13 protein-coding genes are annotated in these 13,952 nt (G+C 60.7%); 7 read left to right on the top strand and 6 right to left on the bottom strand.

All coding sequences use genetic code 11. From position 1 onward, the window contains the following. Positions 1–55: 55 nt before the first annotated feature. Positions 56–1,720: a cytochrome c oxidase subunit I gene (ctaD, locus tag QTA57_RS17855; protein WP_145210863.1), complete on the top strand. Its 1,665-nt coding sequence runs from the start codon at positions 56–58 to the stop codon at positions 1,718–1,720. 5 nt (positions 1,721–1,725) lie between these two features. Then, a complete protein-coding gene (locus tag QTA57_RS17850; RefSeq protein WP_171558056.1) occupies positions 1,726–2,256 on the top strand; it encodes a DUF2244 domain-containing protein in 531 nt (176 codons plus the stop codon). 128 nt (positions 2,257–2,384) lie between these two features. Here QTA57_RS17850 and QTA57_RS17845 read toward each other — a convergent pair whose 3' ends face one another. The 5 genes from QTA57_RS17845 to choX all read right to left on the bottom strand — a co-directional run bounded on the left by QTA57_RS17845 (position 2,385) and on the right by choX (position 7,073). Then, complete coding sequence (locus QTA57_RS17845; RefSeq protein WP_290152919.1) at positions 2,385–2,804, bottom strand: DUF1801 domain-containing protein; 420 nt, start codon at positions 2,802–2,804, stop codon at positions 2,385–2,387. After that, complete coding sequence (locus QTA57_RS17840; RefSeq protein WP_290152918.1) at positions 2,801–3,883, bottom strand: alcohol dehydrogenase family protein; 1,083 nt, start codon at positions 3,881–3,883, stop codon at positions 2,801–2,803. The genes QTA57_RS17845 and QTA57_RS17840 overlap by 4 nt, the downstream gene beginning before the upstream one ends. 241 nt (positions 3,884–4,124) lie before the next feature. Continuing rightward, positions 4,125–5,153 (bottom strand): choline ABC transporter ATP-binding protein, encoded by a 1,029-nt coding sequence (gene choV, locus QTA57_RS17835; RefSeq protein WP_290152917.1) that lies wholly within the window; start codon positions 5,151–5,153, stop codon positions 4,125–4,127. Beyond that, positions 5,150–6,049: a choline ABC transporter permease subunit gene (gene choW, locus QTA57_RS17830; RefSeq protein ID WP_290152915.1), complete on the bottom strand. Its 900-nt coding sequence runs from the start codon at positions 6,047–6,049 to the stop codon at positions 5,150–5,152. Before choW ends, choV begins: the two co-directional genes overlap by 4 nt. Positions 6,050–6,146: 97 nt before the next feature. Next, positions 6,147–7,073, bottom strand: a complete 927-nt coding sequence (gene choX, locus QTA57_RS17825) for a choline ABC transporter substrate-binding protein (protein WP_290152913.1) — start codon at positions 7,071–7,073, stop codon at positions 6,147–6,149. A gap of 95 nt (positions 7,074–7,168) precedes the next feature. On the opposite strand from choX, the gene betI reads away from it, so the two are divergent. The 5 genes from betI (at position 7,169) to betA (ending at position 12,934) form a co-directional block, all read left to right on the top strand. Continuing rightward, positions 7,169–7,741 carry a choline-binding transcriptional repressor BetI gene (gene betI, locus QTA57_RS17820; RefSeq protein ID WP_290152912.1) on the top strand — a complete coding sequence of 191 codons (573 nt, stop codon included), beginning with the start codon at positions 7,169–7,171 and terminating at the stop codon, positions 7,739–7,741. After that, positions 7,738–9,246, top strand: coding sequence for a choline-sulfatase (betC, locus tag QTA57_RS17815; RefSeq protein ID WP_290152911.1), 1,509 nt, complete (start codon positions 7,738–7,740; stop codon positions 9,244–9,246). Before betI ends, betC begins: the two co-directional genes overlap by 4 nt. A gap of 40 nt (positions 9,247–9,286) precedes the next feature. After that, the gene (locus QTA57_RS17810; RefSeq protein WP_290152910.1) at positions 9,287–9,706 is read left to right on the top strand and encodes a RidA family protein; all 420 of its coding nucleotides are present in this window, start codon (positions 9,287–9,289) and stop codon (positions 9,704–9,706) included. Positions 9,707–9,775: 69 nt separating this feature from the next. Continuing rightward, positions 9,776–11,266: a betaine-aldehyde dehydrogenase gene (betB, locus tag QTA57_RS17805; RefSeq protein ID WP_290154975.1), complete on the top strand. Its 1,491-nt coding sequence runs from the start codon at positions 9,776–9,778 to the stop codon at positions 11,264–11,266. Between the two features lie 9 nt (positions 11,267–11,275). Beyond that, complete coding sequence (gene betA / locus QTA57_RS17800; RefSeq protein ID WP_290152908.1) at positions 11,276–12,934, top strand: choline dehydrogenase; 1,659 nt, start codon at positions 11,276–11,278, stop codon at positions 12,932–12,934. A 10-nt stretch (positions 12,935–12,944) separates the two neighbouring features. Here the strand turns inward: betA and QTA57_RS17795 are convergent, their stop codons facing one another. Then, positions 12,945–13,757 carry a phytanoyl-CoA dioxygenase family protein gene (locus QTA57_RS17795; RefSeq protein ID WP_290152907.1) on the bottom strand — a complete coding sequence of 271 codons (813 nt, stop codon included), beginning with the start codon at positions 13,755–13,757 and terminating at the stop codon, positions 12,945–12,947. Positions 13,758–13,952: the final 195 nt, after the last annotated feature.

Here is a 13,952-nt window from a genome sequence, read left to right as displayed (position 1 = left end):
CGGGCAATGCGGCCAGACCCTTTGCCGAAACGCATTAGTTGAACAGGAGTGCGCTATGGCAGACGCCGCCATTTCCGGACATGATCACGAGCGGCCGGGGTTCTTCACCCGGTGGTTCATGTCCACCAATCACAAGGATATCGGCATCCTTTATCTCTTCACCGCAGGTTTGGTGGGGCTGATCTCGGTCGCCTTCACCGTCTATATGCGGTTGGAACTGATGGAGCCGGGTGTGCAATATATGTGCACCGAAGGCGCGCGTTTCCTAAGCGCCGCCGCAGAGGCGGAATGTACGCCAGACGGCCATTTGTGGAACGTGATGATCACGGGCCACGGCGTCTTGATGATGTTCTTTGTGGTGATTCCAGCGCTGTTTGGCGGGTTTGGCAACTATTTCATGCCGCTGATGATCGGCGCGCCGGATATGGCGTTCCCGCGTTTGAACAACCTGAGCTACTGGATGTATGTGGCCGGTACCGCGCTTGCGTTCTGTGCCGTGTTTGTTGACGGTGGCGCAGGTCCGGGCTGGACCTTCTACCCGCCGCTTTCTTGGCAAGATGCCGCGACGAGCCGCGCCGTCGATTTCGCGATTTTCGCGATCCACGTCTCAGGCGCAAGCTCGATCCTGGGGGCGATCAACTTCATCACCACGTTCCTGAACATGCGCGCGCCTGGCATGACGCTGCACAAGGTGCCGCTGTTTGCCTGGTCGATCTTTGTCACTGCATGGCTGCTGCTCTTGGCGCTGCCGGTTCTGGCGGGCGCGATCACCATGCTGCTGACCGATCGGAATTTCGGCACCACCTTCTTCGATGTGGCTGGTGGCGGTGACCCGGTTTTGTTCCAGCACATCTTCTGGTTCTTCGGCCACCCTGAGGTCTACATCGTTGTTCTGCCCGCCTTTGGTGTGATCTCACATGTGGTGGCGACCTTCTCGAAAAAGCCGATCTTTGGCTATTTGCCGATGGTCTATGCGCTTGTGGCAATCGGGGGCTTGGGCTTCGTGGTCTGGGCGCACCATATGTACACCGTCGGCATGACGCTGACGCAGCAGGCCTATTTCATGGTCGCCACGATGGTGATCGCGGTGCCCACGGGGATCAAGATCTTCTCCTGGATTGCCACCATGTGGCAGGGCTCGATCAGCTTCAAAACCCCGATGCTCTTCGCCATTGGCTTCATCTTCTTGTTCACCTTTGGCGGCGTGACCGGCATCGTGCTCAGCCAGGCAGGCGTGGACCGGGCGTATCACGACACCTACTATGTGGTGGCCCATTTCCACTATGTGATGAGCTTGGGTGCGGTCTTCGGCATCTTCGCGGCGGTCTATTACTGGATCGGCAAGATGAGCGGTCGGCAATATCCGGAATGGGCTGGTAAGCTGCATTTCTGGCTCTTCTTCATCGGCGCGAACATCACCTTCTTCCCGCAGCATTTCCTGGGCCGTCAGGGTATGCCGCGCCGCTATATCGACTACCCGGAAGCCTTCGCTTACTGGAACTGGATCTCGTCCTGGGGCGCGTTCCTATCCTTTGCCTCCTTCCTGCTCTTCATCGGCATCGTGTTCTACACGCTGCGCTTTGGTCGCAAGGTCGAAGAGAAGGCCTATTGGGGCGAACATGCGGATACGCTGGAATGGACCCTGCCGAACCCACCGCCGGAGCACACCTTCGAGGAGCTGCCGACGCGGGAGATGTGGGACAAGCAACCGCATCATTAAGGTCCATGCCGGTCCTGATCGAAACCACAGAGACTGGGGCCCCGGAGATATTCGGGGCCCTTTCTCATTCCGGCCACGGCGCGCCATGTCTGCGCGTCGTGTTGACCCCTTATCGCTCGCTCACACCTGATGGGTTCGTCTGGTTCATCGGGCTCACCGCGTCGCTGATTTCGTTGCCGCTTCTGGCGGTCATCGGCACCTCGCTTTTCTGGGGCCTATTACCATTCATAGTTGCGGCAGTGGCGGCGATCTGGTGGGGGCTCAAACGCAGCTGGCGGGACATGGAGCTTTACGAAGAGGTGGTGCTTTGGCGCGATTTGATCCGGCTTGAACGTCATGAGCCGAAACGCGGGGTCAAAGAGTGGGAGGCCAACCCCTATTGGGTGCGCGTGAACCTGCACCCGCGTGGCGGGCCGGTGCCCAATTACGTCACCCTTTCAGGTGGCCCGCGTGAGGTGGAGCTTGGCGCCTTCTTAACCCCCGGTGAACGTGTCGCGCTCAAAGATCAGTTGGAGCGCGCCTTGCGGACAACCTAGCCTGTCGCCCGCTTTCATCCTTGGCTCTGCGGCGGCAGGTCAAGCGACGTCACGAACACCGCCGATCTCGAAGCGAGACGGGTGGCGGCAAGAGCGGGCCAAGTGGTTGATTGTGAGCAAGGCGACCTTTATGGCCGTGCAGCCTTGGATTTGTCCCGATGATAGGTCAGCGCCATCGCGGCCACCTGTTGCAGTGCCGCTTGCGGATAGGCCCCCTCTGTCGGGATCAGGACAGCGCGCGCGCCGTCATAGGTGAACTCGCTTGGAAAGCGCGCGCGATAGCGATCCAAGAGATCGGTCTGACAGTGGACATAAAGCGCGCAATGCTCTGGCTGCTTCTCCGACCAACCAAGCCGGATTGTCGTACCGGCTTTGGTGGCCTCGGTCAGATAAGCGGGCTGCCCCCATTTCAGCATTTCAGTAAGGGGTCCGGTATCGGTCGCCTCAGCCGCCGCAAAGATCAGGTCGCGCATCTCCATGATCCGCTCGCGTGGTGCTGTGGGGATGGCGGCAAACACGGCGGCGACAGTCGGCGGCGGATCTATCACGGGATCACCACGATATTGCCGGTATGGGTCTTGTCGATAAAGGCCTGCTGCGCCGCGCGAAGTTCTGAGAGTGGGTAGGTCGCGGCGAGCGCCGGTTTGATCTCCCCCGCTTCGATGTAGCGGATCAGGTTCGGCATGACCTCCCGGTCGATCACGGTCGAGCCGGTGAAGGTCAGATCGCGCAAATAGAGGGTGCGCAGATCCAACTCAACCATTGGTCCGGCGATGGCACCCGAGCAGGTATAGCGCCCGCCCCGGGCCAGGATATCGATGAGATGCGGCCAATAGGCCCCGCCAACCACATCCGCAACGACAGTGATACGCTCCCCCGCAAGCGCTTCGCGGAGGTTCTCCGGCGCGCGCGGCAAGATTTTGTCGGGGCCCAGTGTGGCCACATCTGCGTGTTTGGCCTCAGATGCCATAGCAATCACCCGCGCCCCCCGACGTTTGCCCAATTGCACCAGCGCGCCGCCGACGCCGCCCGAGGCACCGGGAACCAATATGGTATCCTCTGCACCCACCTTGGCGCGGCTCAGCATCCCCTCGGCTGTGGAGTAGGAACAACTGAACGTCGCCAGCTCGGCATCGGATAACTCCGACCGCACGGCCAGGGCATTGGTCGATGGGATGACTGTGTATTCAGCAAAGCCACCATTCATTTCGGACCCGAAATATCCGGCTTTGTCCTTATTCTCTGGGTCCTCCGGGTCGCGGATCCAATTATCGGTGATGACCCGTTCGCCTATGCGCGCCGCGTCAACGCCATCGCCAACGGCCACGATCTGGCCACAGGCATCCGCGCCTTGAATACGCGGAAAGGTGATCGGGGCGCCGCCCCAGGAGGGGTCGTCCTCGGCAAGCTCTGCATAGGCGCCGCCGGTTGTGGCGTCGCTGACCGCCTTCGAATACCAGCCGGAGCGCGTATTCACATCGGTATTGTTCAGCCCGCAGGCCGCAACCTTGATCAGCACCTGACCGGGTCCAGGCACGGGAACTGGCCAATCCTCGCGCCACTCATAAGCGTCGAGATCACCATGACCGGTCAGCACCATTGCCTTCATTGTCTCGGGTTGCGGCATCTTCGGCTCCTCCAGCGGGCACACGTCCGGACCCCCTCAGACTTCCGGGGTGTTCGACCATATCGCGCCGCACTCTCCATCACGGGATCGCGGCGTGGCAAGCGGTTTTCGGCGCGTTGAGTCGGTGCGGCCAAGACGGGCGCCTGGGTGATTGATCCGAAATCTGGGTCAGACCGGCCCGAGGCCGATCTGACCGCATGATCATCAACGGCCGGTCGGTAATGGACTTGCTTGCCGCCGATCAGGCCTGACGCGGGTCGAGAAGCTTGGCCAAGACACGGTCTTTCGTCACCTGACCGATGGCTTTGCCGTCCAGTTCCACGCCGACGGGCATATTCTCGCCTTCGATGATCTCCATCACTTTACGGATGTCTTCATCCGGCCCAACCCAAACCGTCGGTGTCCCCTCCACCGGCACCATCACGTCGCGGGCACACAGCACGCCAAGCGGGTTCATATGGGCGACGAAGTCCGCCACATAGTCGTCGGCCGGATCAGAGTAGATCTCCTTCGGCGTGCCGCATTGCACGATCCGCCCGCCTTCCATAATCGCGATCCGATCGCCCAGTTTGAAGGCCTCGTCCAGATCGTGGCTGACGAAGATGATGGTGCGTTTGAGGGTCTGTTGCAGCTCAATCAATTCATTCTGCAGGCGCGTGCGAATGAGCGGGTCCAGCGCCGAGAAGGGTTCATCCATCAGAAGAATTGGCGCATCGGTGACAAAGGCGCGGGCGAGACCCACGCGCTGCTGCATGCCGCCCGAGAGATCGCCGACCTTGCGGTCGGCCCAATCGGTCAGACCCACAAGCGCCAATTGCCGATCCACGCGCTCTTTGCGGTCGACGGATGAAATGCCGCCAAGTTCCAGACCCAGCCCCACATTTTCCCGCACAGTGCGCCAGGGCAAAAGGCCAAACTGCTGAAACACCATGGCAATCTGCGTCTGGCGCATCCGGCGGAGTGTGGCCGGATTGGCATGCGTGACATCGATCATCTCGGTGCCGTCGTTGACTCGGACCGTGCCGCGGACCACCGGGTTCAACCCGTTCACGGCGCGCAGAAGGGTCGATTTCCCCGAGCCGGAGAGGCCCATCAGGACCAGAATTTCGCCCTCTTGCACATTGAGTTTACAGTTATGGACGCCAAGAACTTGGCCGGTTTCAGCCTGTACGTCATGACGCGATTTGCCGTCATCCATCAATGGCAGAGCGGTTTCGGGTTTTTCGCCGAAGACGATGGAAACATCGTCGAATTCAACAGCGGTACTCATTTGCGTTCCACCCTCAGCATGCGGTCGAGCATGATCGCCACGACCACAATGATAAATCCGCTCTCAAAGCCAAGTGAGGTGTTGACGGAATTCAGGGCGCGGACGACGGGCACACCTAGACCATCTGCCCCAACCAGCGCCGCGATCACCACCATCGAGAGCGACAGCATGATGGTTTGGTTCAGACCAGCCATGATCTGCGGCAGCGCGTAAGGCAACTCGACTTTCCAGAGTTTTTGACGCGGGGTGGCCCCGAACGCCTCTGCGGCCTCAATCAATGGCTGCGGCGTCGAGGAGATGCCCAGATGTGTCAGCCGGATCGGTGCGGGCAGCACGAAGATCACCGTTGCGATCAGGCCCGGCACCATGCCGATGCCAAAAAACACAATTGCCGGGATCAGGTAGACGAAGGTTGGCAGCGTCTGCATCAGGTCCAGGACCGGTCGCATGAACTGATAAAGCCGAGGCCGGTGGGCCGCGGCAATGCCAATCGGCACACCCACGGCCATGCAGACCACGCAGGCCGAGAGGACAAGGGTGAGGCTTTCGGTGGTTTCTTCCCAATAGCCTTGGTTCAGAATGAAGAGAAAGCCCAAGAAAATAAGTGCAGGGACTTGCCAGCGGCGATGAATATACCAGGCCAGCCAGGTGAAAATCGCGATGATCAGAAACGGGTGCAGATCGGGGTTGTAAAGCGGTTGATAGCGTTCAGCCCCGGTGGCCCAAGAGATGTCGAGCGGGTCTTGCAGGATCGCGAGGATCGCGTCGATCATCGCCTCAAGCAAAATCGACAGCCCGTCGAAAAACAGTGCGCCGTGTTCCTGCAGCCAATCGAAGGCGTCGCCCGCGATCCGACCCACAGGAATCTTATTGTCTTCTATCCAGTCTAGCATCATGCCCCCGGTTTTTTTGAAAAAACCGGTCCGGAATTTTCAAAATTCCGGGGCCGGCGGGGTGGGCACGTGTTTGTTACATGCCCACCCGAATGTCTGCTTACATGTCGAGCGCGGCAGTCACGGCGTCGACCGCATCGCCACCGTCCATGGTGGTCACGCCATCCAGCCAAGCAGGCCATACATCGCGGTTCGCCGACAGCCAGGCCGAGGCCGCATCGCGCGGATCCATCCCGTCATTCAGGATGCCGCCCATGATCTCGTTTTCCATCGCCAGCGTGAATTCCAAGTTGTTCAGAAGCGCACCCACATTCGGGCAGGCATCCACATAGCCAGCGGAGGTGTTGGTGTAGACGGTTGCGCCGCCCAGATTGGGCCCGAACCAGTCATCGCCGCCTTCAAGATAGGTCAGGTCGAAGTTCGCGTTCATCGGGTGCGGTTCCCAGCCGAGAAACACGACGGGTTCATCACGGTCCGAGGCGCGCGCCACTTGCGCCAGCATCCCGGCTTCGGAGCTTTCCACCACGTCGAACTCTTCCAACCCGAACGCGTTGGCCTCGATCATGTCGAGGATCAGGCGGTTCCCATCATTGCCCGGTTCGATCCCGTAAATCTCGCCCTCCAGCGCGTCGAGATTGGCCGCGATCGTATCGAAACTGGTGATGCCCAGAGCAGCTCCGGCGGCGTTTGTCGCCAGCGTGTATTTCGCGCCTTCCAGGTTTGCGCGGACGGTGTCGACGGTGCCGGCCTCGCGGTAAGGGGCGATATCGGCCTCCATGGTTGGCATCCAGTTGCCCAGGAAGATATCGATATCGCCCGAGGCCAGGGCCGTATAGGTCACCGGCACGGACAGTACCTGAATATCCGTCTCATAGCCAAGCGCATCCAGCACATAGGTCGTCGCCGCCGTGGTCGCGGTGATATCGGTCCAGCCCACATCGGAGAAGGTGATGGTCTCGCAATCGGCGGCCACAAGACCCGCGCTCATCACCAAGGCGATGGCGGAGGTTGTCGTCAGTTTTAGCATTGTGCTACTCCCTGTTTTTTGATTGACTCATCAGTCAACATTAACGAATCTTAATCTGTATCCTGTCAACGGAGAAGATTGTGCCCAAAATCGGTATGGAACCTCTCCGTCGATCTGCTTTGGTCGAGGCAACGATCATCGAGATCGGCCGTGTAGGGACGTTAGACATCACCGTGGCGCAGATTGCAAAGCGCGCGGGCATGTCGAGTGCACTGGCGCATCACTATTTTGGCGGCAAGGAACAGATGTTCGCCGCCGCCATGCGGCATGTGTTGACGCTTTATGGGGCCGAAGTACGCGGCGCTTTGGCAATGGCGAAGACGCCGCGCGCTCGGATTGAGGCGGTGATCCGCGCCAGTTTCTCGCCCAGCCATTTCCGCCCTGAAGTGGTCGCGGCCTGGCTCAATTTCTACGTCCAAGCGCAGCGGTCTGACGAGGCGGCGCGTCTTTTGCGCCTCTATCATGCGCGTCTGCGCAGCAATCTGCATCATGATCTGCGCAAACTCTCGCGCGCCCAAGCGATGAAGCTGACCCGCGGCATCGCGGCGATGATCGACGGGCTTTATATCCGCCAGGCCCTGAATGCCGAGCAGTTGCGCGCGGAAGACGCGATTGCGCTCCTGCTCGATTACCTCGACACCGCCCTCGCGGCGGAGGCTGACAGATGACCCAGCCCAATATCCTGATTTTCATGGTCGATCAGTTGAACGGCACCTTCTTTCCCGATGGTCCCGCCGAGCGGTTGCACGCGCCGAACCTGAAGAAACTCGCCGCCCGATCAACGCGCTTTGCCAACAGCTACACGGCCAGCCCGCTCTGCGCGCCGGGCCGCGCGAGCTTCATGTCCGGCCTCCTGCCGTCCCGCTCTCGCGTTTATGACAATGCTGCCGAGTTTGCCTCCGACATTCCCACCTATGCCCACCATCTCCGCCGGGCGGGGTATCAGACCTGCCTCTCAGGTAAGATGCATTTCGTCGGTCCTGATCAGTTGCATGGGTTCGAGGAGCGGCTGACCACCGATATCTACCCCGCCGATTTTGGCTGGACGCCGGATTACCGCAAGCCCGGTGAGCGGATCGACTGGTGGTATCACAATATGGGCTCGGTGACGGGCGCCGGCGTGGCCGAGATTTCCAACCAGATGGAATATGACGATGAGGTCGCGTTTCAGGCGCGGCAGAAGGTCTATGATCTGGCCCGTGGGAAAGATGCGCGCCCTTGGTGCCTGACGGTCAGCTTCACCCACCCGCACGACCCGTACGTGGCGCGGAAGAAATATTGGGACCTTTATAAGGATTGCGACCATCTGCTGCCTGAGGTCCCGGCGATGGATTATGAAGACCATGACCCCCACGCGCAGCGCATCTTCGACGCAAATGACTGGCGCAGCTTCGACATCACCGAAGACGATATCCGCCGGACCCGCCGCGCTTATTTCGCCAATATTTCTTATCTCGACGACAAGATCGGCGAGGTGATGGAGGCGCTAGAGGCGACCCGACAGGAGGCGATCATCCTTTTCGTCTCGGATCACGGCGATATGCTGGGCGAGCGCGGGCTCTGGTTCAAAATGTGCTTCTATGAGGGGTCTGCCCGCGTTCCGATCATGATCTCCGCGCCGGATATGCAGACTGGCCTTGTCACCGATCCGGTCTCCAATATCGATATTTGCCCGACGCTTTGCGATCTTGCGGGTGTCAGCATGGAAGAGGTGGCCCCATGGACCACGGGCGAAAGCCTCGTGCCTTTGGGCCAGGGCGGCACGCGCGACACACCTGTGGCGATGGAATATGCCGCCGAGGCCTCCTACGCGCCGCTGGTCTGCCTGCGGTATGGCAAGTGGAAATACACGCGCTGCGCGCTCGATCCCGACCAGCTCTTCGATCTGGAGTCTGACCCGCACGAGTTGAGAAATCTGGCCGAGCATCCGGACCATCAAGGCACGGTGACGACGCTCCGCGCGAAGTCCGAGGCGCGCTGGGATTTGGAGGCCTTCGACGCCCAGGTACGCGAAAGCCAGGCCCGGCGCTGGGTGGTCTATGAGGCGCTCCGCAAGGGCGGCTACTACCCCTGGGATTTCCAGCCCCTGCAACAGGCCAGCGAGCGCTTCATGCGCAACCATATGGATTTGAACACACTCGAAGAAAGCCAGCGCTTCCCGCGCGGCGAATGACGGCCCGTCGCGGCTGACATCAAAGGATGAGGACCGGATCATGACACAGCCCATCATCAGGCTTAACCCGCCGACCATGCCGAATTCTCGGGATATGGGATATTCGCAGATCTCGATCGTTGAGCCGGGCCGGATGGCCTATGTCTCAGGTCAGGTTGCTTGGACGCCCGATGGCACCCCTGCACCTGACAGCCTGGCCGAGCAGACCCGTCTTGCGGCGGCCAATGCGCAAGCCGCACTCGATGCCCTGGCGGCGACACCCGAGGATATCGTCATGCTGCGCTGTTTCATGACCGATTTGACTGATGACGCGCTGGCCGAGGCGTTTCCGCCGCTGTTGGAGTTTCTGGATGGAGCAGAGCCCTGCATCACCGGCGTCGGCGTGGCCGCCCTAGCGGGCGCGGACCTCAAGATCGAGCTGGAGCTGACCGTGCGCGTGCCGGACGGATCGCTGCCCTAAGACCACGAAAGAGAGATGCGAAGGCGTGTCGATTTGGCCGCTTTTTGCAACGGACCGACCTTGAATGTGATGCGCGCGAGCGGCGCGCCGAATGAGGATTGTAATGACATTCACACCCCCCAAGCCAGCCATTTTGTCAATGGTACCTATGTTGAAGACAGCGCTGGTGACCCGATTCCGGTGGTCTATCCGGCCACGGGAAAGGTGCTCTGCACGCTCCATGCTGCCACGCCTGCGATCATTGATCAGGCGCTGGAGGCGGCAAAGGCGGCGCAGAGGGTTTGGGCCAAGACCAGCGGCGCGGATCGGTCCCGCATCTTGCGCCGGGCGTCGGAAATCATGCGCGACCGCAATCATGAGCTGAGCGTGTTGGAGACGTACGACACCGGCAAACCGCTACAGGAAACGCTGGTGGCCGATGCGACCTCCGGTGCCGATGCCCTCGAATACTTCGCGGCCCATGCAGCGACGATGACCGGGGAACATATCTCGCTGCCTGGCGGCGATTTCGCTTATACGATCCGCGAGCCGCTTGGCGTCTGCGCGGGGCTTGGCGCATGGAATTACCCGACGCAGATCATCTGCTGGAAGACGGCCCCGGCGCTCGCCTGCGGCAATGCGATGGTGTTTAAACCGTCCGAAACGACGCCGCTTTGTGCCCTGAGAGTTGCTGAAATCCTGACGGAAGCCGGTGCGCCCCCGGGGCTGATCAATGTGATCCAGGGCTATGGCCCGGTTGGCGCGGCGCTCTCCACCGATCCGCGCGTGGCCAAGGTCTCGCTCACCGGCTCGGCACCAACGGGCAAGAAGGTCTATGCCGCTGCGGCTGCGGGCATGAAGCACGTCACCATGGAACTGGGCGGCAAATCTCCTCTGGTGATCTTTGACGATGCCGATTTGGAAAATGCCGTCTCTGGTGCGATCATGGCGAATTTCTATTCCTCTGGTCAGGTCTGTTCCAACGGCACCCGGGTTTTTGTGCAATCCGGTATCAAAGAGGCGTTTCTGGCCCGGCTGAGCGAACGGCTTGCCGATGCCGTGATCGGCGACCCTCTGGATGAGAAAACAAACTTCGGCCCAATGGTGTCGGAGGCGCAGATGAAGATTGTTGCGGGCTATATCGCCAAGGGTCTTGAGGAGGGGGCGCACTTGGTCACTGGTGGCACACGCCTCGACCGCGACGGGTTCTTCCTCGCCCCCACGGTCTTTACCGATGTCACCGATAAGATGACCATCGCGACAGAGGAAATCTTCGGCCCGGTGCTGAGCGTCCTCGATTTCGAGACCGAAGAGGAGGTGATCGCCCGGGCCAATGACACCGAATTTGGCCTGGCCGCGGGCGTCTTTACCCAAGACATCACCCGCGCCCATCGCGTGGTGCAAAGTTTCGAGGCTGGCACCTGTTATGTGAACTGCTACAATCTCGCGCCCGTTGAAGCGCCTTTTGGTGGCGTCAAAGCCTCCGGCGTCGGTCGCGAAAACTCCCGCGAAGCACTCAACCACTACTCCCAAACCCGGACCGTCTACATCGCGATGAACGCTGTAGAGGCCCCTTTCTAAGGCTCTGACATGGAAGCAGATTTTGTGATCGTCGGCGCCGGTTCGGCTGGCTGTGCAATGGCCTATCGTTTGTCGGAGAGCGGCGCTTCGGTCCTGATTGTAGAGGCCGGTGGCACCGATATCGGCCCGTTCATTCAGATGCCCGCCGCGCTCAGCTATCCGATGAATATGCGGCGCTATGATTGGGGCTTCCAATCCGAGCCGGAGCCGCATCTGGGCGGTCGTCGCCTCGCCACGCCGCGCGGCAAAGTCGTCGGTGGATCAAGCTCGATCAACGGCATGATCTATGTGCGCGGCCATGCGCGCGATTTCGACACCTGGGCCGAGATGGGCGCGGATGGCTGGAGCTATGCCGATGTGCTGCCCTATTACAAACGGCTGGAGCATTGGCATCCGGGTCCTTGGGGTGGCGACATGCATTGGCGCGGCACAACGGGTCCGCTGCATGTGACCCGCGGCCCGCGAAAAAATCCGCTCTATCACGCCTTTGTCGAAGCCGGGCAGCAGGCAGGCTATCCCAGGACGGATGACTATAACGGCCATCAACAGGAAGGCTTTGGCCCGTTTGAGCAAACTGTTTGGCGCGGGCGGCGTTGGTCGGCGGCCAATGCGTATCTGCGGCCCGCGCTGAAGCGGGAAAACTGCGATCTGTTGCGTGCAGAGGTCCGACGTGTGGTGATCGAACAAGGGCGCGCCGTCGGAGTCGAAGTGGCGCGCGGCAGCGGGACCGAGGTGATCAAAGCGCGCCGCGAGGTGATCCTCGCCGCCTCCTCAATCAACTCACCGAAGCTGTTGATGCTCTCCGGGATCGGCCCGGCTGCGCATTTGATTGAGCATGGCATTCCGGTTGTCGCGGATCGCGCGGGCGTGGGGCAGAACCTGCAAGACCACCTGGAGCTCTATATCCAGATGGCGGCAAGTCAGCCGGTGACACTTTACAAGCATTGGAACCTGATCTCGAAAGCGGTGATCGGGGCGCAGTGGCTCTTCACCAAAACCGGTCTGGGCGCCTCGAACCAATTTGAATCCACCGGCTTCATCCGTAGCCGCGCCGGCATCGATTATCCCGATATTCAGTTTCATTTCCTGCCGCTTGCGGTGCGCTATGACGGCAAGACAGCCGCCGAAGGCCACGGGTTCCAAGCCCATGTTGGCCCAATGCGCAGCCCGTCACGCGGAGCCGTCACATTGGCGTCGACCGACCCAAAGGACCCACCCAAAATCCTCTTCAACTACATGTCGACGGAGCAGGATTGGGAGGATTTCCGCCGTTGCATCCGCCTGACCCGGGAGATTTTCGCGCAAGACGCGTTCAAACCCTACGTGAAGCATGAGATCCAACCGGGCAATGCGCTGCAATCGGATGACGAGTTGGACGGTTTCATTCGTGAGCATGCCGAAAGCGCCTATCACCCCTGCGGAACGGCGCGGATGGGCCGTGCCGATGATCCGATGGCGGTCGTAGACCCGCAAGCGCGGGTGATCGGTGTTGACCGGCTGCGCTTGGCTGACAGTTCTGTCTTCCCATTGATTCCGAATGGAAATCTGAATGCCCCCTCGATCATGGTGGGTGAGAAAGCGGCGGATCACATCCTGGGTAAGACACCCTTACCGCCCTCCAATGCGGAACCGTGGATGCATCCCGATTGGCAGATCGCGCAGCGCTGAACTGAATGCGTCAGCGGCTCTGTGCCGACCGAGTCCAGATCACCGGGAACCAGTCTTCGCGGAGCCGCTGGCCCGGCACCATGTCATGGCCGGGGAAGGGCGGCGACGTCCGCCCTGGGCGCTCTACATAACGCGCATCATCACCCAATAAGCGGAGCGAAAAGGCGCGCCGTCGCGTTACCGCTTCATTGCCGCGCGCACCATGCAAACAGCCGTAATGGAACGCCACCGCATCCCCCGGCTCCATCTCCCACTCCAACACTGTCATGCCTTCGGCATCAGGGTCCGGCACCGGCAGATAGGCGTCGCTTTCGGCATAGAAATCTTCCTCCGAAAGCCAGCGGGTCGGCAAGACCGGCTTTCCCCATAAATGCGAACCTGCGACGCAACGCAACGACGCCTCGCGCACTGGGTCAAGCGGTGACCAGAAGCTAACCACCTGCCGCCCCTCGACGAAGTAATACGGCCCATCTTGATGCCAGGGCGTGGGTTTCGAGGTGCCCGGTTCTTTTACAAGAACATGATCGTGGAACATTTGCACACGCTCCGACCCCATCAAATCGGCGGCCACCTCAGCCGCGGGCGAGGTGGCGACCACGTCCTGAAACTCCGGGATGCGGGTCCAATTGCAATAGTCATCAAAAAACCGGCCCGCTTCGCCCTCCTTGAGGTTCTCGGCAGCATAGGGCCCGGGCTCTGCCATGTTGCGGGCAATGCCGCTGCGCAAGGTGTCAACATGATCGGCAAAGAGCCCTTTGATCAGCACGGCCCCATCGCGTTGATAGGCGGCGATTTGGTCGGGCGTGACAAGCGGATGCGGCATGACGGCTGTCCTCAGCAAAGTTCGAGGCAAGCTTTGCTCAGATTCTCCCCCGGTGCCAGCCCATACATGCAGTTTGACACATTGCTCCGGCAACTTGCCGGAACCCGGTGCCGCCCTCCGCAATCAGGGAGTTTTAAGTCTCTGACACTGCCGCTAACCTCGCGCCGACCCCGGGCCGGAACCCGGGCACCACCA

Origin of the sequence: Fontisubflavum oceani (assembly GCF_030407165.1) — a bacterium.
Taxonomy (GTDB): domain Bacteria; phylum Pseudomonadota; class Alphaproteobacteria; order Rhodobacterales; family Rhodobacteraceae; genus Rhodophyticola; species Rhodophyticola oceani.
The sequence above is the reverse complement of the archived record's forward strand: the minus strand, read 5'-3'. Positions and strand labels throughout refer to the sequence as shown.